This window comes from Legionella sp. 27cVA30 (assembly GCF_024160945.1).
Lineage (GTDB): Bacteria > Pseudomonadota > Gammaproteobacteria > Legionellales > Legionellaceae > Legionella_A > Legionella_A septentrionalis.
In genome coordinates this window covers 467341-492160 of sequence record NZ_JAMYXK010000002.1, presented here as the reverse complement: position 1 = coordinate 492160, position 24820 = coordinate 467341, and the positions used below count along the sequence as shown (strand labels likewise).

Here is a 24820-nt window from a genome sequence, read left to right as displayed (position 1 = left end):
TTGAATTAGTAGCAAGCCCGCTCCCTTGGAGCGGCATCATGAAGTTTTCTTCCCTGCCGCTTTTTTATTCGTTAAATAAACATCAAAACGTACCGTTTTTCCATCAAAACTGAGATCTGGCGGCATTAGCGGTTCCAAACGGTGCGGCCATTTCACTACGACACGCTCGCGTGCACGCGGTAATGCTGTTTGCAGCAATGCCAACGCATCTTCGTCTGCCCCAAGTATTTGCTGTAAAGCTTGCATTTCTTTTTTTACCAAAGCAGATTTTTCCCGTACTGGATGCATGGGATCAATATAAATTACATCCGGATAGACATTGGGTGATAATTCCTGCAAATAGCATTTGGCATCCAAAGATTGCAATGATAATGAATGGCGCAATCGAGATTCAGGCGGGATCCGTTGCAAGGCATCGGCAAGCAGTGCTGCCATGACGGGGTTGCGCTCTATCAGCAATACCTGAGCGCCAAAACTTGCAAGTATGGCAGCATCTCGACCCCACCCGCCTGTAGCGTCGAGAATACGTTTACCTGGAAAAGGCTTGCATGCTTTTACCAATCCTTGTTTCTTTCCAGCATCTCGCCTCCTCTGCAAGGTTTTAACAGAAAAATCAGCAAACAACGGCGAGAAACCAGTAAGCAGTAATACAAGCTTGTCTTCAGTTAGACATAATTGCGGAAATAATGCATTGTCCAACGCAAGTTGTAATTTATCCGCCAAAATTCCAGCTTCTTCTTTTAAAGAAGCATTTGCATAACCTACTGCAACGGCATTCCTCATGCTTGCGGCAGCAAGGAAATATCAGCCACGCCCTGCAATAATAATCTTAGTCTACCAAGCAGTGCCAGGCGATTCTTTTTTATTGCCTCATTGTCTACCATCACCATGACTTGATCAAAAAAAGCGTCTACAGGTTCACGCAAACTGGCCAATTGGTTCAAAATAGCCTTGTAATCCCCCTCTGTGTAAAGGGAAAACACAAGATTTTCCATCTTTTGTAAAGAATTAAACAAATTTTGCTCTGCACTTTCCGTAAATAGATTCGGGTCCAAGGTTATCTCTGCGTTGGGTGAAGATTGTTGCAAAATATTATTCACCCGTTTACAAGCTGCCGACAGGCTAGCTGCTTCTGGCAAGAGGATAAAATCCAACAGGGCTTTTATCCTCTTGTCGGCATCATAAAGCCAATCGTCCTGCTCTGCCCGTACTGCTTGCACCAATTCTGCCGGTATTCCTTGCCCTTGATAAAAAGACTGCATACGTTCCAAAATAAACAAACGTAGCTCTGCTAATATGTCATGCGCCTTTACTGACTCCTCATACCCATTGGCTGCTTCTTCTAAAAGCGTGGATAAATTTAATGCAGCAGGGGTTGCCACTAACAAACGCACTACAGCCAATGCATGGCGGCGCAATTTGAAGGGATCTTTCATGCCTGTGGGCTTTTGCCCAATTGCAAAAATACCAACCAATGTATCGATGCGATCCGCCAAGGATAAAGCGAGGCCTAAAGTTGATGCCGGCAATATATCGCCTGCAAAACGCGGCATATATTGCTCATTAATGGCTTGCGCAACTGCTTCATCTTCCCCGTCATGGTGCGCGTAGTAATAACCCATTAGCCCCTGCAGCTCAGGAAATTCTCCCACCATCCCGGACATCAAGTCGCATTTGCTAAGTTCTGCTGCGCGCAAAGCCTGGGTATGCTTAAGCTGTAATGGCTGTACGAGATAATCCATCAATCTTTGTATTCGCTGGGCTTTATCCTGTAAACTGCCTAAACGTGCTTGAAAAATAACATGTGCGGTTCTTTCCTGATAAGTATGTAGCGCTTGCTTCTTATCTTGCCGGTAAAAGAAGGCAGCATCGCTAAGCCGCGCGCGCATCACTTTTTCATTGCCCAAAATGACTTGTGCGGGCTGCTGACTTTCAATATTACTGATGGTAATAAAGTGCGGTAATAATTTACCTTGAAGGTCGCGCAATGCGAAACATTTTTGATGGGATTGCATGGAGGCAATCAGCACTTCGGGCGGTACTTCCAAAAACTCTTCTGCAAAATTGGCTAATAAGGCTCGCGGCCATTCCACAATGGAAGTCACTTCATCAAGTAATGCATCTGGCATGACAGGCTGGGCACCAATGCTTTGTGCTAAATTTTCTACCTGATGCTTAATCATATTGCGTCTTTTCGCAAAATCTGCAATCACATATGCATCTTGCAGCAAGGCTTCATATAGGTCCGGCGAAGAAATAGTGATTGCCTGAGGATGGTGGAAACGATGTCCGAAACTTTGAGCGCCGGTTGTGATGCCAAGCAATCCGGTGGTAATCGCTTTATTTCCGAATAATAAAACCGCCCAATGCACAGGGCGTGCAAATTCAGCATCACCTGCTCCCCAACGCATTAATTTGGCAATAGGCAATGCCGCTACCGCCTGCCGGATCATATCCGGCAGCAAATCAGCAGTGTGCGCCCCTTCCTTTAATGTCTCATAAGCCCACCATTCTCCTTTATCGGTTTGCAGGCGGGTCAATTCTGCCACGCTGACGCCGCAAGATTTGGCAAAGCCTTGCAAAGCGGCACTGGGCTCACCTTTTTCATTGAGTGAATTTTGATAAGCCGGGCCCTTGCGGGAAATTTTTTGTGTCTGCTGCAAGGTTTCCACATCTTGAATGAAAACTGCCAAACGCCGCGGAGTAGCATATCGGGATACTTTGCCATGTTTAAGCTCGGCTTGTGCCAAACCAGTAATCAAATTATTAGCCAACGCATCTGCCAAAGGCCATACGGATGCAGACGGTAATTCTTCTGTTCCTAATTCAAATAATAAATTATTGGACATCTTATACACCTGTACCTTCGCAATCCAAGCTTGGGATCGCAACCAATATTATTTAGCGAGCATGGGGAAACCAAGCGCTTCCCGTGCTTGATAATAGGCAAGAGCCACAGCTCTGGACAATTGCCGTACCCGTAAAATGTAGCGTTGCCGCTCAGTTACTGAAATAGCATGTCGTGCGTCTAACAAATTAAACGTATGCGAAGCTTTCATTACCATTTCGTAAGCCGGCAATGGCAGCTGCAAGGCGATTAATTTTTGCGCTTCTTCTTCATAATAATCAAATTGCTTGAATAAAGCAGGGACATTGGCATGTTCGAAATTATAGGCCGACATTTCCACTTCATTTTGATGAAATACATCCCCATACGTGACCATGCCCATGGCTGTTTCACTCCAAGGCATATCAAACATATTATCCACACCTAAAATAAACATGGCTAAACGTTCCAGGCCGTATGTCAATTCCCCGGTTACAGGCTTGCAAGTCAAACCGCCCACTTGCTGGAAATAGGTAAATTGTGACACTTCCATGCCATTTTGCCATACTTCCCAACCCAACCCCCAAGCACCAAGCGTAGGGGACTCCCAGTTATCTTCGACGAAACGGATATCATCGACTAAAGGATCAACCCCTAAAGTATGCAAGGAATCCAAATATTTTTCCTGGATGTCCAGGGGGGAAGGTTTTAGTACTACCTGAAATTGATAATAATGCTGTACTCGATTCGGATTTTCCCCGTAGCGACCGTCTGTAGGCCGGCGTGAAGGCTGCACATATGCTGCAAACCAAGGCTCAGGACCAATGGCTCGCAAGAAGGTTGCAGGATGAAATGTGCCTGCCCCTACTTCCATATCCAAAGGTTGCAAAATTACACAACCTTGAGCCGCCCAAAATTCTTGCAGAGTTAAAATAATATCCTGAAAAGTGCTCGGTTTTGTCATTTGTATCTCGGATTACAACAGAATTGGTTTAATAGTTGATGCGAACTATCACGAGGATTAGCGCCTGGGTCGCTCTACCGTCAGGCGCGCTATATATCTATTAACCTTCAGCTTTTTTAATTAAGTCTTGTAACGTTTCTTCGCTGGCAGCCCCTGGAATGAAAGCAGGTTCGCTGTCCTTTTTGAATTGACCACCCGGGGTAGCCGCAATGATGAATGCAGGCGTTCCCATCAAGTGCATTTTTTCCGCCAATTCACGATTGGCATTCAAGGCATCCATCACCTGCTTGCTTTCCATGTCTTTTTTCAATTTTTCTAAGTCAAGCCCAACCGATTTGGCAGCATCCATAATGATGGTTTCATCCAAACGTTTGTTCAAATCTAACAGGGCATCATGCATTTGTTGGTATTTACCCTGCATGGCAGCCGCTAATGCAACTTGCGAAGCTAATTCAGAACTTTTACCAAAGATAGGAAATTCTTTGTAAATCACCCGTAAATTAGCATCTTTCTTAATGAGTGCACTGATAATAGGCTTCATTTTCTTGCAGTGGATGCATTGATAATCAAAAAACTCGACCAAGGTCACATTCCCTTTGGGATTGCCAGCAATAGCCAACTTTTCGTTGAACAATTGCTCGGCATTTTCAATAATGGCGCCTTTTGCTTGTTCTTGCATGCTTTGCTGTTGCTTTTGCTGCAAAGCTTGTGAAGCTTCTACCAATACTTCCGGATTATTGACTAAATAATCATGAATAATTTGCTCAATTTCTTTTTTTTGTTCGGCTGACATGGTTTCTGCAGCACTAACCGGTGATGCTATAACCGCGGCCAACGCTCCTGCTGTTAAAATGCTTGTTAATTTCACACCTTTCCCCTTTATCATATTTTTCATCACGAACCCTAGCACCAGCTTAAATGAAATTCAAGGTGCAATTTAGATTACTGCGCCGACAAGATGACGACGGCTTTAACGATTCCTGGTGTATCATTCTGCTCCGCATTGAATTGCTTTATGGTCAATGCGTATTTTTGATTCAATAACCATAACCAGTGAATAAAAACCGCGTACGGTACTCGTTCAAAACTCAATTGCACATCTCCATTAGCGGTTTGTTGCAATTGATGCGTATAAGATTTGACATCCGATGTGTTTAATTGATTGGCCACAGCAGTTAATAATTGCGTATTATTCAACCTTTCTGCCGGACGTCCTCCTGCCTTATGCTGCTGCCGCACTTGCTGCATCCAATTAAGGGTTTCCCGCTTTTCGGCTAGCTGTTGTTTTTTACTTTGTATGGCATTGACCAGCGGTGAGTACAATAATAAATAAAATAAATAAAAAATACATACCAAAAATCCAACGCCTAACAACCAGCGTTCACGCTCATTTAAGTTATTCCAGTATGCCTTCACAAGTTTAACTCCAGGGTGGCTAATACTTCCTGCTCAGACGATGCGGCTTGGGTTTGTTTCACCGTTACCCCAGCTTGCTGCAATTTTTGCTGTAATTGCTCCAGCGCCGCAAAATTCTTGCTGGCCAAAGTGACCGTCAACGCTTGATTCTGGAAACGGAATTGCTGGATTTTAAATTCGTCCGGGTTAAATGCTTGCGTCAATTTGGCTAGTAACGGCCATAATGGGTTGTCATCCCCCGTTTTGGAATTCAGCAATTGGGTAATGCGAAATTTTGGACTAATCACTTGCCGTGCTTCCGGAAAAAATTGCTTGTAAATTACTGCAATTTGTTCGTCCAATTTGCGATTTTCCTTACTCAAAAAATACAAATTGAAAATATTCATTACTAACCAGACCACTAACCAAGTTCCTGCCAAACCGGCGCCAACCGCATACCAATAACGGTTATTATATTGTGCGGAGCGCAGTTGAAATTCTCCCTGACAAAAATTTAAAAATGGGACTTCATACAAGCGCTTGGCAATCCACAGTTGGGAGGAGCTATCCAGCTTATTTGCGGATGAATAGCCCAAATCGGGGCTATCGGAAAAAGAAAAGAGGTTTAACGACGCGGGTTTGTTCATTAGGTAGCGGCTTGCCAATGCAAAACTTAATGCCCCTTTAAAATGCTCCTCACGGATGAGCAAGCTGGTTTCGGAAATGCAAGCCTCATCGTCTTTCAATGCAAACCAGTCCAAGGTGATTGCATCGAAAGCTAGCCCAGCTTGCGCAAGCTTCGCCAATAGATTGTGTAAATAGTCTTTATCAATAACGCCGACCAGGTATCGGCCATTCTGATAGTGACGTCTGTCATAGGCAAAATGCAACGACACTACGTTTTGGGCCAATTGTTCTTCCAAGGCATAAGGAATGGCAGCCCGTGCCTTGCGCTCTAAAAGCCAGGGCAATTCCACCTCATACAAGCTGCTCACTTCAGTCGGCAAAATGACAAACGTCCTGGCATCTTTTTGCAGGCTTTTTATTTCAGAAAATGAACGGGTCTTAAGGGGGACATCCACATCCCCATCTTCTCCAAGCCGGAGGCTCAAGCAATTCTCGTCATCCATCCCCTGGATGAATAAAAAACAAGTGGCCACATTAATCCCTTATACTGCCTTGTTTGTTAAGTTAAATTCGTGGCAGAGCTGGCTTTGATAGCTGCCCACTGCCGCTGTAGCTGCTGCGATAACAAATAAACCACCAATGCATATTGCGGACTCGTATTGTAGCGCGTAATGACATAAAAATTGGGATAAGCCAGCCAAAATTCTTGCCCCTCCGGCGTTGTTAACTCAATGAGACCTACTTTGTGCGGATGATTTGCCGCTTGCACCACAGGTGTTATTCCCGCCGCAACAATACGTGAATAATCATACTCCGCCTTTCTGGCATTGCTCTGGATTTGCTTGTAGGAACTGCCGTTCACGATGGCAGGCTCAGCAACGCCCTCATTCATTTTCCAACCATGCTTATGGAAATAATTGGCAACGCTGCCTATGACATCTCGATCGTCATTCACTAAATCGCGCTTACCATTTCCGGTAAAATCCACAGCATAAAACCGATAGCTGCTCGGCATAAATTGCGGTTTACCGATAGCGCCTGCATAAGATCCTTTGTACTCTGTGACAGAAACTCTTTGTTCGCGACAAAGCAATAAGTATTCTTTCAACTCTTTGGTAAAAAATTCCGCACGTTTCGGGTAATAAAATGCCAAGGTGGACAAGGCATCCAGGACGCGATAATTCCCTTGCCGTTCACCATAAAGGGTTTCGACGCCGATAATGGCCACAATGATATGCGCAGGGACTCCAAATCGTTTCTGCGCTTTTTCTAGGGCAGCCTGGTTCATCCGCCAAAATTCAATTCCTTTTTGCACGCGCTCTTCTGTCAAAAACAAGGCTTTATATACATCCCAAGTCTTTTTCTCAAAGGGCTTATTCATCGATTCAATGATTTGGGGCTGATATTGCGCTTCCCTTAAAATAGCTAAAAGTTGCCGTTTATCGAAGCCGTGATGACGTACCATGTCGCTTACAAATCGTTGCACGTCTTTACGTTTGAGCAAAGATTCATCTGCATGAGCAATAGAGCAGCACATTAGAAAAAACATTAAAACAAGTTTACCCATATTTCGCATGAATTATCCTCTCAAAAAACCTGGACTTGATCATCCATGGATTCGCCATATTTTGCAATCTTCACCTGTCTTAAATTCAGCACAAACCGCTGCCTTGCTCACTCGGGCCGTGCCATCCACATAGTGGCGTAGAACCTGGGCACTTTCTTTGTCACTGGCAATAATTGCAGCAAAGCCTCGGCAAATATCCTTATCCTCTTTCTGGATACCAATAATTACGTTAAAATAGCCCAATTTACCAGCAGGTTTTTCAGTTGAGCGACTTAACGCGTATTCGTAACTTTTCTATTATTGCCCATATCGATCATGGCAAATCGACTCTGGCTGACCGGTTTATCCAATTATGCGGCGGCTTGTCCGATCGGGAAATGGCCGACCAAGTCTTGGATTCTATGGATATCGAGCGTGAACGCGGCATTACCATCAAAGCCCAAAGCGTTTCGTTAAATTATAAATCCCGTGACGGCAAAACTTATCTTCTCAATTTTATTGACACCCCAGGACACGTGGATTTCAGTTATGAAGTATCGCGCTCCCTGGCTGCTTGTGAAGGGGCTATACTGGTTGTGGATGCGGCACAGGGCGTAGAAGCACAAACCGTTGCCGTGTGTTACACCGCCATTGACCAGGGCCTTGAAGTTCTTCCCGTGCTGAACAAAATTGATTTGCCGCAAGCAGAGCCTGAGCGCGTAATCACGGAAATTGAAGACATCATCGGTCTTGAAGCTCATGATGCCATTCGCGTGAGCGCCAAAAGCGGTTTGGGTGTCGAGGACGTACTGGAAGCACTAGTCAACCGCATACCAGCACCCCAAGGCGAAATTGCAGCTCCCTTACAAGCGTTAATCATAGATTCCTGGTTCGACAGTTATTTAGGCGTCATCTCTTTGGTACGCATCGTAAACGGCTCGTTGCGCAAAGGCGATAAATTGCGGGTTATGTCTACCGGCCGGGCATATGAAGTGGATCAAGTGGGTATATTTACACCTAAGCGCACAGCGACAGACGCATTGCAAGCCGGGGAAGTCGGCTATGTCGTTGCTGGCATTAAAGACATTCATGGTGCGCCTGTAGGCGATACGCTGACTTTGGAAAAAAATCAAGCGGAAAAACCATTACCCGGTTTCCAGAAAGTAAAGCCGCAAGTGTATGCCGGTCTTTTCCCCATCAGTTCAGACGATTTTGAAGCCTTCCGTGAAGCCTTGGCGAAATTAAGCCTAAACGATGCTTCTCTTTTTTATGAGCCTGAATCTTCCGACGCACTTGGCTTTGGCTTCCGCTGCGGTTTTCTTGGCATGCTGCATATGGAAATCATCCAGGAGCGTTTAGAGCGTGAGTATAATTTGGAGTTGATTTCAACGGCTCCTACCGTTATTTATCAAGTTATCACCACCAAAGGTGAAACCTTGATGATGGACAACCCATCACGGCTGCCACCTTCCCCGCAAATTAAGCAAATGCTTGAACCCATTGTGCGCGCCAATATATTAGTACCACAAGATTATCTTGGGCAAATCATTTCCTTATGCGTTGAAAGACGCGGCGTACAAGTGAATATGACATACAGCGGCCGGCAGGTTTCGGTAACTTACGATTTACCGATGAGTGAAGTGGTTTCAGATTTCTTTGACCGCTTAAAATCCGTAAGCCGAGGTTATGCTTCCTTGGATTATAACTTCTTACGCTTCCAGGAAGCGGATTTGGTAAAAATGGATATTCTTATCAACAGCGAAAAAGTGGATGCGCTTGCGGTAATCGTGCATCGTGCCACCGCCCACAGCCGTGGAAAAGCGCTGGTCGATAAAATGCGCGAATTAATCCCCCGGCAAATGTTTGATGTGGCCATCCAAGCAGCCTTGGGCAGCCATATCATTGCCCGCCAAACAGTAAAAGCATTACGTAAAAACGTAACCGCAAAATGCTACGGCGGCGACATAACGCGCAAACGAAAATTATTAGAAAAACAAAAAGCTGGTAAAAAACGTATGAAACAAGTGGGGCATGTAGAAATTCCCCAAGAAGCATTCATGGCTGTTTTTCAAACCGATAGGAAAAAATAACTTTAGAGGTAATTCTGCATGAATTTTGCTTTAATGTTGGTCATCTTAACCCTGCTAAGCGGGGTTATTTATTTACTGGATGTGTTATTTTGGGCAAAAAAACGCAAGCCTGGCAAACAAGCCTCACGCATTGTAGAGTATTCGCGCTCGTTTTTCCCAGTATTTTTAATTGTTTTACTGTTGCGTTCTTTTTTGGTGGAACCTTTCCGCATCCCATCCGGCTCCCTGGAACCTACTTTACTGGTTGGCGATTTCGTAGCCGTAAATAAATTTGCCTACGGGTTGCGCTTGCCCGTTTGGGAAAAGAAAGCCATTTCCATAGCAAACCCCAAACGTGGTGAAATAGCCGTGTTCCGTTGGCCGCCTGATCCATCCTATGATTACATTAAACGAGTCATTGGCGTGCCCGGTGATAAGATTGAATATCGCAACAAAGTACTGACCATCAATGGCCAGGAAGTCAAACAAACATTTGTTGAATACACAACGGATGAAAGCTCAGGAAAAGCCGTAGCAAAATATAGAGAAAACCTAAACGGCATCGAACACGATATTTTTATCCGACCGGACATAAAAGCTACCGATTTTGCCGTGGAAGTGCCTGCTGGTCACTACTTTATGATGGGTGATAACCGTGATGACAGCGCGGATAGCCGTTTTTGGGGATTCGTTGCTGATGAATATTTGCGCGGGAAAGCATTCATTGTGTGGATGAGCTGGAATGGTAAGAAAGACACCGTCCGCTGGTCGAAAATAGGAAACCTGATTCATTAATATTAAGTTTAAACCTTACACATCACCAGGAAGGTATTATGCATACGCAAAAAGGAATGACTGTAATCGGCATGTTATTGACCGCAGCGGTAATCGTTATTTTGGGGATACTCGTTATGCGGGTTATTCCAGTATACATAGAAAATTATACGATAACCCGTTCCATCGATGCGCTAAAAAAAATACCAGCCGAGGATTTCTCAGCAGATCCATCAGCTAATGCGCAACTTTTAAAAAGTAAACTTATGAACCAATTGTATGTAAATGGGGTAGAAATACCGGAAAACCAAATTCAGGTTATTCCAGGGAATGGTGGAAATTTTACGGTTAAAATTAAATATCAAGTGATAAAACCCGTGGTGAGTAACGCCAGCCTTCTATTTAATTTTGATGTATCTAAAGAGGTGAACATTGGCAAATAATAATTTACCGCGTTTCATGAGGCGCCTGAACTATACCTTTAACAACCAGGCCTATCTAATTCAAGCCTTGACTCATTGCAGCGCCGGCATGATCAATAATGAACGTTTGGAATTTCTGGGTGATTCAATATTGAGTTTTGTTATTGCCAATTCCTTATTTGAAAAATTTCCGGACCAAAGTGAAGGCCAACTCAGCCGTTTGCGCGCCCATTTGGTAAAAGGAGAAATGCTGGCACAAATCGCTCTGGAACTACAGCTTGGAGATTATTTGTACCTAGGACAAGGCGAATTAAAAAGTGGTGGTTTTCGGCGTGCTTCCATTTTAGCCGATGCTCTGGAAGCTGTATTTGCAGCTGTTTTTCTTGATGGCGGCCTTGACGCTTGCCAGCAAGTGATTTTAAAGCTGTATGAATCACGGCTTAACGACAAAAATCTGGATAATAATTTGAAAGATGCCAAAACTCAGCTGCAGGAATTTTTGCAAGCGGAAAAGTATCCCCTCCCCGAATACACACTGACAAAAATTGATGGCGAAGAACACGATCAAATATTTTATGTAACGTGTGAAGTTGCAAAGCTTAAGCTAAAAACCCAAGGACATGGAGCCAACAGACGCAAAGCAGAGCAGCAGGCGGCAAAACAATTATTGCAGCAATTAAAACCCACCAGGCAACGTCCCTGAAGTTTTCTCATAGCTTTCCCAGGCTGAATCTGAGCAGGGATTTTTCAAATTACTCGCTCTTCGCTCTCCCGAGAAACCACCATTACTTTCAAAGCTAATAGCGGGAAGAGGTAGAACGAGGCGAGATTAAAAATCTGTGCCCAATCCTTGATTAAATACTGCTTAAAAAATTTCAGGACGTTGCCTAATTTATAAGTTAATTGTATGCCAGTGATGGATGCATGCAGTTATTTTAGGTTTGGCTTTTTCGCGAATTATCCCCATACAATCGCGCAAGGTAGCTTATGGGATAACTCCCTGAAATGATGAATACGCTCAATATTCCATAGATAAAACTGTGGGCAAATATATTTTCACCCAAATTAAAACTTAAAAAAACAAATAAGCTTAACAATGCCAGTGACAACCAACGTAAATGCCAGCCTAGGATGAATAATAAGCCGAATATAATTTCAACAACCAGCATTAAAAACACGAACTCAGGATAAGGAATGCCAAAGGTAAAGGCATTTTTATAAGACAAGATGGCAATATCCAAATTAGGATTCAATAATTTGACACTGACTGCTGCATAAATAAAATTCAAGCCGGTAAGCGTTTGTAAAAGGATGTAGGATTTGCCGTAAGCTGTATTTTTTTGCTGCTGCAATCCGTACGAAAATTTTCCGCCCCCGTTGATTAGCAAAAATAAAGCAAGGCCTGAGTAAAACCCTGCATATTGCAACATACTGGTTCCATAGAGATATAAAGCCGAAAAGACTAATGCCAAGAGTAACACCCCTAGCAAGCGGACATAAAATCCTAGTATCAATAATATGCCCAGAGCCAATTCATACCATTGCAAAAATAGCCATGGGGGAACTAGCGCTAAATCAGAGGCAAATAAAGTTGGCTCTGTAAAATAGGCAACGCCAGTTTTTGGCAAAAACCCCAGACTGCATGCAATTAACATCATTCCAGTCCAGATACGCAAGGCAAGCAAGCCCCACTCCAGGCGGTTTATAGGAATTGGTATTTTTATTGTCTGCCTGTAGTTAAATACAATCCATGCAAGCAAAAATCCTAAAGCCAGCAGTGACACTGTGGAATTAAACAAGCCCCATGCTCTGAAAAGGCTGGGCTTTGCCAGGTTTGCAAGTCTTTCCATCTCGTTTGCAGGTAACAACCATTGTTCATGGGCGTAAACCGCTGCGCACATCGAGAAAAACAAGAAAGTAAAAACAAATGTTCTCTTCATGAATGTCCTCGTGAATTCGCTTTTGGCAAGGAGCCACGCACTTGCCAGAGCGAATCGATAAAGTAATGTTTCGCATCGGTAAAATTTTCTAAAATTGCAAACTGGTTTTCTTGCGCTAAAGCTGTAATTTGCTCTGGCAGATATTTAAAAGAATATTCAATATGGATGGGTTCGTAAGAATGAAAGTGGATTGTTTCTTGCAACCGCTCAATGCGCACGTCCTGCCTGCAGCGGCTTAATAAATAACTCTCCATCGCACCAGAATATACGTTATAGACATTATAATTTTCAAATAAAGTTAAATTAAATTCTCCCCCTAGTTCCGTATTAATGCGATGCAGCAAATTCAAGTTAAATTGATGCGTAATACCGTCCTCATCATTATAAGCGCGGGTAAGTACCCCGGTGTCTTTTCTTAAGTCAAATCCAATTAAAACAAAATCTCCTGGATTGAGCGCTTCTCGTAAATTACAAAGAAAGGTCCTGGCTTCCGGAAAATCAAAATTACCAATGCTTGACCCTAGAAAAAGCACAAAATTGGTACGCCTGGAGCTACTGGCCAATTCTTTGATGCCTGCAAAATAATCAGCATGCATACCCTGAATTTCTAGTTTCGGCCATTGCAAGGCAAATTTTTTTTCCAATTCTTGCAGGTAAGATTTGGAAATATCAATCGGGTAATATTTGAAGTCATGAGAGCATTTAAAAAACTCATTTATTAAAATATTGGTTTTCGTGCCCTCGCCTGGGCCTAATTCTATCAAATTGCATGGCTGTTCTTTCAAGAAATTAACGATTAATGCTTTACACTTGTGTAAGATTTCTAATTCGCAGCGGGTTAAATAATAATCAGGATGACGGGTAATTTGATTAAATAAATGCGACCCTGCGGCATCATAGAAATATTTAGAAGGGATTTTTTTATTTTTTTTGGTTAATCCCTCTCTAACATCTGCAATAAATGTTGCCAGATGCTCATCCGATTGGGCTTCCCAATCTTCATACAAGGAAAGTTTTGCGCTCATAGCATTTATCCTTCCATAGTTTTTGCCAAACGGATCCCAGTGAATGGCCAGCGCTTGTCAGGTTGAAAAAAATTGCGGTAACTGGCTCGGATATGGGCATGCGGCGTGACGCAGCTTCCGCCGCGCAACACCATTTGGTTATTCATGAATTTCCCATTATATTCACCAAGACTGCCGGCCAAGGGCTTGAATCCTGGATAAGGCAAGTAAGCGCTGGACGTCCATTCCCATAAAGTGCCCATGAATTGCTGTGGCCTGTCCTGATTGAACGCCGCTTCAGGATGCAGACAATCCGACTCTAAAAAATTGCCCGGTTGATGGGTTAAATCATGCACCGAAACAAAATGCTCCCATTCTTCTTCAGTCGGCAAACGTTTCCCCTTCCAGCGAGCATAGGCATCCGCTTCAAAATAACTCACATGACTTACCGGCTCTTCGCGATAAATTTCCTGTAAACCTTGCAAGGTAAAAATATGCCATTTTTGCTCTTTTTTTAGCCAGTAAAGTGGTGCCTCCCACTTATTTCTTTGCAAAATGTCCCAACCATCTGCCAGCCACCATTGCGGATTTTGATACCCGCCATCTTCTATAAACGCAATGTATTCAGCATTGGTCACCAATTTGTTTGCTAAAGCATAAGATTGCAGTATTTTTCTATGCCGAGGTTGTTCATTATCGAAATAAAATCCAGTGCCTGTGTGCCCAATTTCTACAATGCCCCCTTCCACCGTGAGCCAAACAGTTTCTTTTTTGCAAGGTGAAGCATTGTTATGAGGCGAATGGATTTTATAAGCCGGAAAATCAGGCTGGATGGATAAATTGTGTTTTATATCCATCAAAAGTAATTCCTGATGCTGCTGCTCATGGTTTAAACCCAATAAAATGACCGCGAGGATCTCATGGCTTACCGTTGCATCCGTTTGCTGCAATAAATCAAGCATGGCTTCATTGACGCAGTGGCGATACTCCAGCACCTTGGCCGTAGAGGGATGCGACAACAAACCTCGCTTGGGTCTAGGATACGGTGCGCCAACCGTTTGATAATAAGAATTAAATAAAAAATTAAACTGCGGGTTAAATGGGCGATAGTTCGGCAAATATCGCAACAATAAAAATGTTTCAAAAAACCAGGTGGTATGGGCTAAATGCCATTTAGGAGGGCTAACATCCTCGCAACTTTGGATGACATAATCCTCCAAAATTAAAGGCTTGCAGAGATTTTCCGTAACGCCTCTTACTTTTATAAACTGCTGACTTACTGCATTCCTGTCTATCAAGATAGTCCCTTTTTAAAGTCAGTATTTATGAGCAAACGAGTAGAGCTTACATGCATTATAGACTATGCATGAAAATTAAATTAAGAAGCAATTTGTACATATTGGCTACAGATAATGGCGTACTCTATGCTTATAGAAAAGAAAGTTAATCCAGTATATGAATAATATTGCCGCTATCCGTTGGCTGCCCAGAGGAAAATATAAGCCTCCCATCATTCAGTATATGCTGCTTGATCCTGAGCTTGAGTACTTAATTTATCCTAAAGAAATTGAAGTAACTCATTTAAAAACCAATTTAAAAGAAATTTTCAACTCCATTGCAAAAGCTGCTGATAATGGCATGCCTTTAATAATCCACTATAAATCCGTTTCTCTTGGCTATAGAAAACATAGGAGAGATTCCGCACAATTTCATCATGATATAAATAAAATTTTAAAGAAAAGAAAATTACTAAAACCCAATGCACGTACGGCTGTTCTTTTACAACAGGAGAATCTTAAATTATTTAAAAATGCACTTTATCTTCTGGATGTGGATTGCAAAGCAAGAGGGTGTGCTTTTATTGCCCATCTTTGGGCCATTGCTCTCAAAGCCACAGCCAAACGGGTTCCTGATGTCATCAAACGGATCTGGAAGGTACGCTGTCATATCAAACGCATGAATACCGAAGCCAATAAAAATTTTTTGGAGTTTTACAGACATTTAATTTAAGACTCAGTATTTACAAGTTAATAAATTAAGACTAACTTCAAAAAACTCCCAGGAAAGGATATGCATGAAGCTTAACATGGCGGTAAACCTTCTTAAAGAAACCATCCAGAGCTGGAAAGACGATAGGGTTTCTTCCCTGGCGGCGGCACTTGCTTATTACACCATTTTTTCCATGGCACCTTTATTAATTGTCTGCACGGCCATCGCCGGTTTCTTTTTTGGAAAAGACGCGGTGCAAGCGCAAATTTTAGACCAGGTAGCCCATATCTTTGGCAGCGATGGTGCAAAGCAAATTGAAAGCATGATGATAAGCGCTACCAATCCTGCCCGCGGCATGTTCGCTCAAATCACCGGTATTGTCGTTTTATTGTTTGGGGCTTCGGGAGCTTTTGGCGAGTTGCAAACCGGTTTAAATAGCATTTGGCGAGTCAAACCTAAACCCGGGCGTGGCATTATGGGAATAATTAAAGATAGATTTTTATCTTTTACCATGGTTTTAGGCATAGGATTTTTACTGCTTGTCTCGCTTGTTTTAACGGTTATTTTGGCAGCTATCAGTGATTACCTGAGCCGTTACCTGCCGGGTGGAACTTTAATCGCACTGGGTTTAAATTTCTTCATTTCTTTAAGCGTAATTACTGCCTTGTTTGCCATGATTTTCAAGATCTTACCTGATGTACAAATTAAATGGAGGCAAGTGTGGCCAGGAGCTTTTGCAACTACGCTATTGTTTATTTTAGGAAAATTTTTATTGGGGATTTATTTGGGTAATAGCAAAGTTGCCAATGGCTTTGGACCAGCTGCTTCACTGATCATTATCTTAATTTGGGTTTATTATTCCGCGCAAATTCTTTTTTTAGGGGCAGAATTTACCAAAGCTTATGCAAATAAAGGCGACAAAAAAGTGCCGCCTAACGCAGATGCAGTAGCAATTCAATGCAAGTGAACAATAGGGTAACTGCATCTTAGTTCCTGCATCACACAAAGCACTCTTCATATAGAAGCCAACGTGATGCAGGCATCCATAATAACGTCACCGCAGTATTATGGATTCATATTTTCAAAAGAAATATCGGAATTAAGACCATTGTTATCGTCATTAACCCGCAATTCCAGCCACATTGCGTTCAATATCGCAAAGGTACAAGCTAAGCCAGTCCCTAATATCCATGAAAAATACCACATAAATATTTCCTCCTAGTAAGCCGTATGTTGATTCTTGGAAATTGCTTCGGTAGTCACCTTCCCTCGCAATACCCTGTAAACCCACGCGGTATAGATTAAAATAATGGGCATGAAGATGACCGTTGCCGTCAGCATGATAAATAACGTCAACTGGCTGGATGAACTATCCCAAACAATCAAGCTGTGTGCCGGATTGGATGAAGAAGGCAAAATAAACGGGAACATGCTGACACCCACCGTGGCAATGATGCTGGCCACGGAAATGGAACTGAGAATAAAAGCAAATCCCGCAAACCGCAGTAATAAAGCGGCAAAAATGGCCGCGAAAATGCCGGCAGCCGGTACAATCATTGCCAAAGGAAAGGCTTGGTAATTGGCAAACCAACTCCCTGCTTCACGAATAACGGTTTTGTGCAAAGGATTGGATGGGCTGTCATGAAGTACGAGGCTGGTTAGCCGATACCCGTCAAATCCAGAGTAAATCCATACCCCTCCTGCAATAAATAGCACGACGGTTAATACAGCGCAGATACCAGCCGCCCTACGAGCACGCAGCTGAATATGCCCTTCTGTTTTTAAGTTAAGAAAAACAGCACCGTGCATGGCTAGCATACAAACAGATAATAATCCGCATAACAAGGCAAATGGATTTAATAACGCCAGGAAAGTTCCTGTGTAGAAAGGACGCAGCGAATCATCAAAATGAAAAGGCACGCCTTGCAACACATTCCCAATTGCCACGCCAAATATCAAAGCCGGCACAAACCCGCCAATGAATAAAGCGATATCCCAAAAATTGCGCCATCTTGCATCGGGCAGCTTGGAGCGGTATTTAAAGCCCACAGGCCGTAAGATCAAAGCAAGAAGCACAACCAGCATGGCGAGATAAAATCCCGAAAACGACAAGGCATAAAGAATTGGCCAAGCGGCAAAAATTGCACCGCCTCCCAGGATAAACCAAACCTGATTGCCTTCCCATGTAGGGCCCACGCTGTTAATAAGCACCCGCCGTTCAGCGTCCGTGCGTGTTAACCAAGGCAGCCAAATACCTACCCCTAAGTCAAACCCGTCCATTACGGCAAAGCCAATTAATAAAACGCCTAACAATACCCACCAAATAACGCGTAATGTTTCATAATCTAAAGGCATAATCTTCTCCTAATGGGCATAATTATCAGGACCAAGGCGAATGTATTTAACCATCAAATACACTTCCACGATTGCCAGAACGGTATAGAAAATAATAAAGCCTGCCAAGGACGTCATGACTTGGGAAAAACTTACGGAAGATACCCCCATCATCGTGGGGAGGATACCCTGCACCACCCACGGCTGGCGTCCATATTCCGCCACGATCCATCCTAATTCTGCGGCAAGCCACGGTAAGGGTAAGGCCCAAAAAGCCAAGTGCAGAAACCAGCGGGTCGTATGAAGCTTGCGCTTTACCGACAAATAAAAACCTACTGCAAACAAGAAAATGAAAAAGAACCCGCAAGCGACCATGACTCTGAAAGACCAGAATAAAGGCGTAACACGCGGCTTCAAATCTTGCGCAGCTTGAGCTATTTGTTCAGGAGTAGCATCAACGACTTTATCGGTATACTTTTTCAGTAATAACCCATAGCCAAGCTCTTGTTGATTTGCTTCAAAATCAGCTTTGGCTTGCGCGTCGTTAGGGTTATTGCGCAAACGACTAAGCGCTTCATAAGCCAGCATACCTTTTTGAATATGCTGCTTGCCTTGCTCAATCAGTTCGTTAATCCCTTCCAGCGGCTCATTTAAAGACCGGGTCGCTATCAACCCCAATACAAAGGGAATTTCAAACGCGTAATCGGTTTTCATGGTTTTTTCATTCGGTATGCCGAATAAAGTTAAACCGGCAGGTGCTTTCTCCGTATGCCACATCGCCTCCATGGCCGCTAATTTCATTTTTTGGTTGCTATTCGCCACATAGCCGCTTTCATCCCCCAACACCACAACTGATAAAGCAGATGCCAGGCCAAAAGAAACCGCAACCGTCATCGATCGCTTGGCAAAATCCTTATTACGCCCGCGCAAAAGAAAATAAGCACTGACCGCCAATACAAAAATTGCACCCGTCACATACCCTGCGCTAATAGTGTGCACGAACTTGGCCTGTGCCACAGGATTAAACATAACATCGGTAAAGCTACTGACTTCCATCCGCATCGTTTGGTAATCAAACCGTGCTCCTACCGGATTTTGCATCCAGCCATTCGCGATTAAAATCCATAAAGCAGACAGGTTCGTGCCTAATGCCAATAACCAAGTGCACACCATGTGTTGCAGTTTGCTTAATCTATCCCAGCCAAAGAAAAACAGGCCAACAAAAGTAGCTTCCAAAAAGAACGCCATTAGCCCTTCAATAGCAAGCGGGGCGCCAAACACATCGCCGACATAATGCGAGTAATAGGCCCAATTAGTACCAAATTGAAACTCCATGGTTAAGCCCGTGGCTACGCCAAGAACAAAATTGATACCAAACAGCACTCCCCAATACTTCACCATTTGCCGCCAGATTTCACGTCCCGTCATGACGTAAACCGTTTCCATTATGGCCAATAGCAAAGAAAGCCCCAACGTTAATGGGACGAAAAGAAAGTGATACAGCGCCGTTAAGGCGAATTGCAGGCGAGATAAGTCAACAACAGAAATATCAGGCATCATAAATTACCTTTAATGATAAGAAGTACGAAACATACTCCGAGTTAGAAATGTTTAACTTTTATAAGTTAATGCCAAATAGATGTGTTAATGAATGTCTTGAGTCGTATCTTGCGACAGACTCGAGCCCAGTAACCACCTGTGCATTTCCTGGGCAGGCTTCTCCGCGCCTTTAAAACAAACAAACCATAAACCTATCAACAATGAAAGCTTTAAGGTTAAGGTTAAAAGAATGTCGCGGGTTAGTGGTTTCATGATATCCCCCGATTAAGTCTCAGAATTTTCCAGTGCAGTTAACACGTCCATCCATTCCTCTTCTGCCAGAGCCAGTTGCTGCTGCACTTTTGTTCGCTGTTTTAAAAGCTCATGCAACTCGTTTTCCCCTCCTTCCTGGTACAAGGAAGTTTCAGCAAGCGCCGCTTCAAATTTAGCTAATTCCTGCTGATATTGTTCAGTCATCAGCTCCAGCTTCTTAAGACGGTTTTGTAAAGAACGCTTTTCCCGATAAGAGCTGGATACGGTGGTGGTTTCTTTCGTATCCTTTGCGCTTTCTTTTTCTTGCAGCCAGCGATGGTAATCATCCAAATCGCCTTTAAAAGGCTGAACTTGCTTTTGAAATACCAAATAAAAATCATCCGCGCTGGCGCGCAATAAATGCCTGTCGTGAGAAATCAATACTAAGCAGCCCTCATAACTTTGTAAAGCAATCTCAACCGCGGCGCGCATCTCCAAATCCAAATGGTTAGTAGGCTCATCCAGCAGCAATAAATTGGGTTTTTGCCAAACTAATTTTGCCAAAGCCAAGCGCGCTTTTTCACCTCCCGAAAAATGACGGATGGGATTGACCGCTGCATCGCCTATAAAATTAAAACCACCCAAAAAATCGCGGATGGTCTGTTCCCGAACCTCTGGAGAAAGCTCCTGGATGGTCTGTAGCGGACTTAAATCAATGTTCAATTGTTCAAGTTGATGCTGAGCATAATAACCTATTTTCAAATGCGGCGCATACTCTATATGACCGCTTAATGGTGGTAAAATTCCGATTAATGTTTTAATTAATGTAGATTTCCCCTCACCGTTAGGCCCAAGCAATGCGATGCGATCGCCAGGATTTAATATAAAATCAAGTTTCTTAATAACAGGGGCATTGCATTCATATCCTGCTGTCACTTGCTGGCATGCTAATAAAGGCTTTCCTGCACGAGGACATGGAAAAAATTCGAATGAGAAAGGAGAATCAAATTGGGCTTGCGCTACAATTTCCATTTTTTCAATGGTTCTAAGACGGCTTTGTGCCTGTTTGGCTTTGGAAGCTTTGGCACGAAAACGCTGCACATAAGCCATCAAATGGTTTATTTTTTGTTGTTGCTTTGTAAACATGGCTTGTTGCAAAACCAATTTTTGTGCACGTGCTTGCTCAAATCGGCTGTAATTGCCTGAATATAAATTCAGGGTTTGCTGCTCTATATGCAGAATATGGGTGACGCAAGCATCTAAAAATTCCCGATCATGGGAAATTAAAATAACGGTGCTTGGGCATTGCTTAAGCCATTTTTCCAACCAAAAAATAGCTTCCATATCCAGATGGTTTGTAGGTTCATCCAATAACAGTAATTCCGCAGGATTCATAAGACAACGAGCCAAGCTTAAACGCATCCGCCAGCCGCCGGAAAAACTGTTCACACTGGCATTCTGCTCGCTTGGTTTAAAACCCAAGCCTGATAATATTGCCGCCGCTTTTGCGGGTTTACTGTAACCGCCGGTCTGATTTAAGATTTCATGGCAAGCGAGTACATCCGCATCATTCCCTGCCTGCTCAGCCGCGAGTAAACGATTTTGCAGAAGCTGGTATTCTTTATCGCCAGCGAGGACAAAATTGAGGGCGGCTTCCTCGCTGTCCGGAAGCTGTTGCGAGAGATGGCTAATTTTATTCTGGGAATTTAAGAGACAATCCCCCGTGTCAGGGGTTAGTTCACCTAAAATCAGACTGAATAAACTTGATTTCCCACAGCCATTATGCCCCACCAAACCTATTTTTTGTTTTTCATAAACCGTAACGCTTACTTGCTCAAGCAGTTTCTTATTGCCGCGGGAAAGTGTGATTTGACGCAAAGTAAGCATAAGCTTAAGGAACCATGGATAAATGCTGGCATTTTAACATACTAAATGACGATTCAACAGACAGTTATACAAATTTGAAATGGAGAATTATTTCCACATCACATTGCATTTGGCTGCAGCAGCATCCTTTAATAAATCAAGCAAAGGAAGTGCCCGCTGCACAAGGCCTATGGCCGGCTCATCCTCTTCTTCATCTTGGCGTAAGCGCGCGCCCGGCTGGCTTTTTTTCTTTTCTTTATCCACAGCTTGTTGCAGACGTGAAAGTGCTTCAGGAACTTCGTCCGCCAACATAGCACTGGGTACTGTACCGCTATGCCCCATGATTTTTAATAAGTGAATGGCGACGTCTCCAAACATTGTAATATTTTCATGCGCAGGACAACTAAATGTTACCAACATGATTCATCTCCAGATGATTCTATTGCAGTGGCAATTGCATAAAAAATCATATCATGTTATTACACTATAATATCAAAAACAGTAAGAGTATTATGCAATTATTACTGAACATAGTAAGCGTAGCCTCCACCTTCTCAGCAGGCTACGCTTTTGCATTACCTCTAACCTAGCGAAGAACCTAAAGCAGACAGCTTTTACATCTGCTAAGAAAAACGATGCTCTAATAATGTCACCCATACGTTTCTTACCAAATATACCCGTTATGGGTATATTTGCTGCATCATCAGCCGCCCTTCCTGCCATCTCTACTGCGGCGATAAATTCAATGCACTTGCAGCTCTCTTTTAAAGCAATTCCAATGGGTTAACAACTATCGCGATGCATTAAACCCTTTTTCCGATGCGCTTATAACTCGTAACTAGAAGCGTTTATAAGCCATTTTAACCCAAATACTTTGCGCTATTGCGCGGTTCCTGCTGCAGGTTGCGGCTGCATAGTTGTTGAAGTGCTTGGGGTGCTGCCGGATCCCGTAGAGCTTGAATCGGTGGCCCCACTCTCACTTCCCGTACCAGAATACAAATGGTTTACAGCAAAATCACCGCCGATACATTCTCCAATGGTGCGTCCCCATTTAGATGCACTTTCCTGATTAATCATTGCAGGTAAACTGTCGTAATATTTGTTGATGCATTTGTCAGCAATGGAAGGAATTAAAGACACGCAGTTTTGATAACTGATGTTACGTTCTTTTAAACGAGCAGATATAGATGCATCTTCCATGAAACCTTTGCAAATTGGATCAGGAATGACTTTTTTAACCTTATCCAGCCATTCATCCTTCGGCATTTCAGTTGGGCTTGCGGAACTTGAATCAGCAGCCCAAGACCACATCGGCAGTAACAGCACTCCTAATCCTATGATTCTGTGAATCTTTTTATTTGACATGATTATCACTCCTTTAATGATCACAATTTAAATAATAGACTATTTTTGTTGGCTTAGTTTTCTGATAGTGTCCTCCAAACGTTCAACTTCACCCGAATAATGGTAATAAATTCGGCTATGTGCACAATCGATAATGCAAAGTGCTTCTTGCGGCTTGCCATCCAATTGCTTAAAAATCCAATAAATTCCTTTGAATTGCGATTGCGCTATTTCTTTCAGCAAATCCAGCATTTTATCTTCTGCAAATTCATGATGCGTGCACACCAAATCCGAACTCTCGCGCGTAATTTTGTAAGCAAAATGTTTTTCTTTCATGTACGCCCCTTCAATTCTCCTTTGTTGAAGTTATCGGCTTTATAAAAAAAAAGTTAAATGAATTTTCCAAGGAGGGAATTTGCCATGGTTATGTAAGCTTAAAGAAAGCTTGCTATATCAGACTAGAAAGTACCGGTTAACGCAAAGCGGTAACCGGTTTTGCATCAATTTTCACTGGCGCTGGCGCGAGCTTCAATTAATTGTAAAGCGTGTTGCAGCCGACTCAGTACGCGGTGCTTGCCCAATAATTTTAAGGTCATATCAATGGAAGGAGACATGCTACTGCCCGTTACAGCCACGCGCAAAGGCTGGGCGATTTTTCCCATATTCAGGTTGAATTCAGCACTCACATCATTAATGCATTGCTGCAATGCATCGCGCTCCCACTCATTAATATGTGCGAAACGTTCATATAAAGCGGACAAAGGTTCAAGGATCACAGGCCGCAAGTGTTTTTTCACGGCGTCCGCATCGTACTCGATGGAATCTTCATAAAAATAACGACTCTTTTCACAAATTTCTGCCAAAGACTTGCAGCGCTCAGCCTGAATGGAAACCAAGTCTTCAAGCGCAGGGCCTTTGGTAATATCGATATGATTGCGAGAAAAATGCCATTCCAGTGCTTTGGCTACACTCTCTGGGGCGTCAAATTTTTGATAATGCTGGTTTAACCAATATAATTTTTCATAATTAAAACTGGATGCTCCACGGCTGACATTATTTAAATTAAACAATTCAATCATTTCATTCAGGCTAAAGATTTCTTTATCGCCGTAAGACCAACCCAGCCGAACCAAATAATTAAGAAGGGCATGAGGAAGAATGCCCAGTTCCTTAAATTGCAGCACGCTCACCGCCCCATGCCGTTTTGATAAACGCTTGCCATCCTCTCCCAAAATCATTGGCAAATGAGCAAAGGTAGGCACAGGTGCACCGAGTGCATTAAACAAATTAATTTGTCGAGGCGTGTTGTTGATGTGATCATCGCCACGAATAACGTGCGTAATACCCATATCCCAATCATCAATTACCACTGCAAAATTATAAGTAGGATGTCCATCCGAGCGCAGCAAAACCAAATCATCCAATTCGCTATTGCCTACATGAATATCACCGTATACTTGATCGCTAAAAGATACCATGCCGCTTTGCGGATTTTTAAACCGGATGACATGGGGCTCATCTGTTTTCCCACGCTGCAAATCTCGGCAAAAGCCATCGTACCGGGGTTTTTCCTTGGCATTCAACTGAGCTTCCCGCAAAGTTTCCAAGCGTTCTTTTGTGCAATAGCAGCGATAAGCTTTCCCCTCATCGAGCAATTGCTCAATAATTTGAAGATAACGAGGATAGCGTTCGGTTTGATAGTAGGGGCCCTTATCATGCTCAAGCCCCAGCCACGCCATGCCTTCCAGAATGGCTTGTACTGATTCTTGCGTGGAACGTTCTTGATCTGTGTCTTCGATGCGTAAAATAAATTCACCCTGGTGATGCCGCGCAAACAGCCAGGAAAATAAAGCGGTGCGTACACCGCCTACGTGTAAAAATCCAGTAGGACTTGGGGCAAAACGAGTTCGCACAACCATTTAAGGCTC

Annotated in this window: 26 protein-coding genes; 7 read left to right on the top strand and 19 right to left on the bottom strand. The window is 43.2% G+C overall.

Annotated elements, in window-relative coordinates:
- Window positions 1-36: 36 nt before the first annotated feature.
- From NKV53_RS07565 to mltB, 7 genes are all read right to left on the bottom strand, one after another.
- Window positions 37-783: a class I SAM-dependent methyltransferase gene (locus NKV53_RS07565; protein WP_126952982.1), complete on the bottom strand. Its 747-nt coding sequence runs from the start codon at window positions 781-783 to the stop codon at window positions 37-39.
- Window positions 780-2849, bottom strand: coding sequence for a glycine--tRNA ligase subunit beta (gene glyS, locus NKV53_RS07560; protein ID WP_127032411.1), 2070 nt, complete (start codon window positions 2847-2849; stop codon window positions 780-782). Before glyS ends, NKV53_RS07565 begins: the two co-directional genes overlap by 4 nt.
- Window positions 2850-2897: 48 nt before the next feature.
- Window positions 2898-3791, bottom strand: a complete 894-nt coding sequence (gene glyQ / locus NKV53_RS07555) for a glycine--tRNA ligase subunit alpha (RefSeq protein ID WP_256478825.1) — start codon at window positions 3789-3791, stop codon at window positions 2898-2900.
- Between the two features lie 100 nt (window positions 3792-3891).
- Window positions 3892-4659, bottom strand: a complete 768-nt coding sequence (locus NKV53_RS07550; RefSeq protein WP_126952979.1) for a DsbA family protein — start codon at window positions 4657-4659, stop codon at window positions 3892-3894.
- A gap of 74 nt (window positions 4660-4733) precedes the next feature.
- Entirely contained in the window at window positions 4734-5207 is a 474-nt protein-coding gene (gene gspM, locus NKV53_RS07545) for a type II secretion system protein GspM (protein ID WP_158614946.1), read from the bottom strand.
- Window positions 5204-6346, bottom strand: coding sequence for a type II secretion system protein GspL (gspL, locus tag NKV53_RS07540; protein WP_253350926.1), 1143 nt, complete (start codon window positions 6344-6346; stop codon window positions 5204-5206). The genes gspM and gspL overlap by 4 nt, the downstream gene beginning before the upstream one ends.
- A 26-nt stretch (window positions 6347-6372) precedes the next feature.
- Entirely contained in the window at window positions 6373-7389 is a 1017-nt protein-coding gene (gene mltB / locus NKV53_RS07535; RefSeq protein WP_127032409.1) for a lytic murein transglycosylase B, read from the bottom strand.
- On the opposite strand from mltB, the gene NKV53_RS11905 reads away from it, so the two are divergent.
- The 5 genes from NKV53_RS11905 (at window position 7388) to rnc (ending at window position 11327) form a co-directional block, all read left to right on the top strand.
- Window positions 7388-7513 carry a hypothetical protein gene (locus NKV53_RS11905; protein ID WP_256478824.1) on the top strand — a complete coding sequence of 42 codons (126 nt, stop codon included), beginning with the start codon at window positions 7388-7390 and terminating at the stop codon, window positions 7511-7513. The genes mltB and NKV53_RS11905 overlap by 2 nt on opposite strands.
- Before the next feature lie 109 nt (window positions 7514-7622).
- Complete coding sequence (lepA, locus tag NKV53_RS07530; protein WP_371923209.1) at window positions 7623-9449, top strand: translation elongation factor 4; 1827 nt, start codon at window positions 7623-7625, stop codon at window positions 9447-9449.
- Between the two features lie 18 nt (window positions 9450-9467).
- Window positions 9468-10223 carry a signal peptidase I gene (lepB, locus tag NKV53_RS07525; protein WP_126952973.1) on the top strand — a complete coding sequence of 252 codons (756 nt, stop codon included), beginning with the start codon at window positions 9468-9470 and terminating at the stop codon, window positions 10221-10223.
- Between the two features lie 38 nt (window positions 10224-10261).
- Window positions 10262-10645 carry a DUF4845 domain-containing protein gene (locus NKV53_RS07520; RefSeq protein WP_126952972.1) on the top strand — a complete coding sequence of 128 codons (384 nt, stop codon included), beginning with the start codon at window positions 10262-10264 and terminating at the stop codon, window positions 10643-10645.
- Window positions 10646-10661: 16 nt separating this feature from the next.
- Complete coding sequence (gene rnc / locus NKV53_RS07515) at window positions 10662-11327, top strand: ribonuclease III (RefSeq protein WP_126953124.1); 666 nt, start codon at window positions 10662-10664, stop codon at window positions 11325-11327.
- Window positions 11328-11559: 232 nt separating this feature from the next.
- On the opposite strand, the gene NKV53_RS07510 is transcribed toward rnc, so the two are convergent.
- From NKV53_RS07510 to egtB, 3 genes are read right to left on the bottom strand one after another with little or no spacing between them, the layout of a single operon-like run.
- Window positions 11560-12564: a hypothetical protein gene (locus NKV53_RS07510; RefSeq protein ID WP_253350924.1), complete on the bottom strand. Its 1005-nt coding sequence runs from the start codon at window positions 12562-12564 to the stop codon at window positions 11560-11562.
- Window positions 12561-13589 (bottom strand): L-histidine N(alpha)-methyltransferase, encoded by a 1029-nt coding sequence (egtD, locus tag NKV53_RS07505; RefSeq protein WP_126952970.1) that lies wholly within the window; start codon window positions 13587-13589, stop codon window positions 12561-12563. The genes NKV53_RS07510 and egtD overlap by 4 nt, the downstream gene beginning before the upstream one ends.
- Before the next feature lie 5 nt (window positions 13590-13594).
- Window positions 13595-14866, bottom strand: a complete 1272-nt coding sequence (gene egtB, locus NKV53_RS07500) for an ergothioneine biosynthesis protein EgtB (protein ID WP_199737570.1) — start codon at window positions 14864-14866, stop codon at window positions 13595-13597.
- Window positions 14867-15023: 157 nt separating this feature from the next.
- Between egtB and NKV53_RS07495 the strand changes: the two genes are divergently transcribed.
- The gene (locus tag NKV53_RS07495) at window positions 15024-15578 is read left to right on the top strand and encodes a hypothetical protein (protein ID WP_233579841.1); all 555 of its coding nucleotides are present in this window, start codon (window positions 15024-15026) and stop codon (window positions 15576-15578) included.
- Between the two features lie 64 nt (window positions 15579-15642).
- Entirely contained in the window at window positions 15643-16524 is an 882-nt protein-coding gene (locus NKV53_RS07490; RefSeq protein ID WP_126952968.1) for a YihY/virulence factor BrkB family protein, read from the top strand.
- A 98-nt stretch (window positions 16525-16622) separates the two neighbouring features.
- Here the strand turns inward: NKV53_RS07490 and cydX are convergent, their stop codons facing one another.
- From cydX to gltX, 9 genes are all read right to left on the bottom strand, one after another.
- Window positions 16623-16763: a cytochrome bd-I oxidase subunit CydX gene (gene cydX / locus NKV53_RS07485; RefSeq protein WP_126952967.1), complete on the bottom strand. Its 141-nt coding sequence runs from the start codon at window positions 16761-16763 to the stop codon at window positions 16623-16625.
- 12 nt (window positions 16764-16775) lie between these two features.
- Window positions 16776-17912, bottom strand: a complete 1137-nt coding sequence (cydB, locus tag NKV53_RS07480) for a cytochrome d ubiquinol oxidase subunit II (RefSeq protein ID WP_126952966.1) — start codon at window positions 17910-17912, stop codon at window positions 16776-16778.
- 9 nt (window positions 17913-17921) lie between these two features.
- The gene (locus NKV53_RS07475; protein ID WP_126952965.1) at window positions 17922-19451 is read right to left on the bottom strand and encodes a cytochrome ubiquinol oxidase subunit I; all 1530 of its coding nucleotides are present in this window, start codon (window positions 19449-19451) and stop codon (window positions 17922-17924) included.
- 84 nt (window positions 19452-19535) lie between these two features.
- Entirely contained in the window at window positions 19536-19703 is a 168-nt protein-coding gene (gene cydP / locus NKV53_RS07470; RefSeq protein ID WP_158614945.1) for a cytochrome oxidase putative small subunit CydP, read from the bottom strand.
- A 12-nt stretch (window positions 19704-19715) separates the two neighbouring features.
- Window positions 19716-21569: an ABC-F family ATP-binding cassette domain-containing protein gene (locus NKV53_RS07465; protein WP_126952964.1), complete on the bottom strand. Its 1854-nt coding sequence runs from the start codon at window positions 21567-21569 to the stop codon at window positions 19716-19718.
- An 87-nt stretch (window positions 21570-21656) separates the two neighbouring features.
- Entirely contained in the window at window positions 21657-21968 is a 312-nt protein-coding gene (locus NKV53_RS07460; RefSeq protein ID WP_126952963.1) for a DUF1840 domain-containing protein, read from the bottom strand.
- A gap of 459 nt (window positions 21969-22427) precedes the next feature.
- Window positions 22428-22913 carry a hypothetical protein gene (locus NKV53_RS07455; protein ID WP_127111165.1) on the bottom strand — a complete coding sequence of 162 codons (486 nt, stop codon included), beginning with the start codon at window positions 22911-22913 and terminating at the stop codon, window positions 22428-22430.
- Between the two features lie 39 nt (window positions 22914-22952).
- Window positions 22953-23228, bottom strand: a complete 276-nt coding sequence (locus tag NKV53_RS07450) for a hypothetical protein (protein WP_126952961.1) — start codon at window positions 23226-23228, stop codon at window positions 22953-22955.
- Window positions 23229-23392: 164 nt separating this feature from the next.
- The gene (gltX, locus tag NKV53_RS07445) at window positions 23393-24811 is read right to left on the bottom strand and encodes a glutamate--tRNA ligase (RefSeq protein ID WP_126952960.1); all 1419 of its coding nucleotides are present in this window, start codon (window positions 24809-24811) and stop codon (window positions 23393-23395) included.
- Window positions 24812-24820: the final 9 nt, after the last annotated feature.

Bases quoted from the DNA above. Each gene is read 5' to 3' on its own strand.
- mltB (WP_127032409.1), bottom strand. From the start codon at position 7,389: ATGCGAAATATGGGTAAACTTGTTTTAATGTTTTTTCTAATGTGCTGC.
- NKV53_RS07465 (WP_126952964.1), bottom strand. From the start codon at position 21,569: ATGCTTACTTTGCGTCAAATCACACTTTCCCGCGGCAATAAGAAACTG.
- NKV53_RS07490 (WP_126952968.1), top strand. From the start codon at position 15,643: ATGAAGCTTAACATGGCGGTAAACCTTCTTAAAGAAACCATCCAGAGC.
- egtD (WP_126952970.1), bottom strand. From the start codon at position 13,589: ATGAGCGCAAAACTTTCCTTGTATGAAGATTGGGAAGCCCAATCGGAT.
- NKV53_RS07460 (WP_126952963.1), bottom strand. From the start codon at position 21,968: ATGTTGGTAACATTTAGTTGTCCTGCGCATGAAAATATTACAATGTTT.
- cydP (WP_158614945.1), bottom strand. From the start codon at position 19,703: ATGAAACCACTAACCCGCGACATTCTTTTAACCTTAACCTTAAAGCTT.
- NKV53_RS07450 (WP_126952961.1), bottom strand. From the start codon at position 23,228: ATGAAAGAAAAACATTTTGCTTACAAAATTACGCGCGAGAGTTCGGAT.
- cydX (WP_126952967.1), bottom strand. From the start codon at position 16,763: ATGTGGTATTTTTCATGGATATTAGGGACTGGCTTAGCTTGTACCTTT.
- lepB (WP_126952973.1), top strand. From the start codon at position 9,468: ATGAATTTTGCTTTAATGTTGGTCATCTTAACCCTGCTAAGCGGGGTT.
- cydB (WP_126952966.1), bottom strand. From the start codon at position 17,912: ATGCCTTTAGATTATGAAACATTACGCGTTATTTGGTGGGTATTGTTA.
- NKV53_RS07565 (WP_126952982.1), bottom strand. From the start codon at position 783: ATGAGGAATGCCGTTGCAGTAGGTTATGCAAATGCTTCTTTAAAAGAA.
- NKV53_RS07455 (WP_127111165.1), bottom strand. From the start codon at position 22,913: ATGTCAAATAAAAAGATTCACAGAATCATAGGATTAGGAGTGCTGTTA.
- NKV53_RS07520 (WP_126952972.1), top strand. From the start codon at position 10,262: ATGCATACGCAAAAAGGAATGACTGTAATCGGCATGTTATTGACCGCA.
- NKV53_RS07475 (WP_126952965.1), bottom strand. From the start codon at position 19,451: ATGATGCCTGATATTTCTGTTGTTGACTTATCTCGCCTGCAATTCGCC.
- NKV53_RS07510 (WP_253350924.1), bottom strand. From the start codon at position 12,564: ATGAAGAGAACATTTGTTTTTACTTTCTTGTTTTTCTCGATGTGCGCA.
- rnc (WP_126953124.1), top strand. From the start codon at position 10,662: ATGAGGCGCCTGAACTATACCTTTAACAACCAGGCCTATCTAATTCAA.
- glyS (WP_127032411.1), bottom strand. From the start codon at position 2,849: ATGTCCAATAATTTATTATTTGAATTAGGAACAGAAGAATTACCGTCT.
- gltX (WP_126952960.1), bottom strand. From the start codon at position 24,811: ATGGTTGTGCGAACTCGTTTTGCCCCAAGTCCTACTGGATTTTTACAC.
- NKV53_RS11905 (WP_256478824.1), top strand. From the start codon at position 7,388: ATGAATTATCCTCTCAAAAAACCTGGACTTGATCATCCATGGATTCGC.
- NKV53_RS07495 (WP_233579841.1), top strand. From the start codon at position 15,024: ATGAATAATATTGCCGCTATCCGTTGGCTGCCCAGAGGAAAATATAAG.
- glyQ (WP_256478825.1), bottom strand. From the start codon at position 3,791: ATGACAAAACCGAGCACTTTTCAGGATATTATTTTAACTCTGCAAGAA.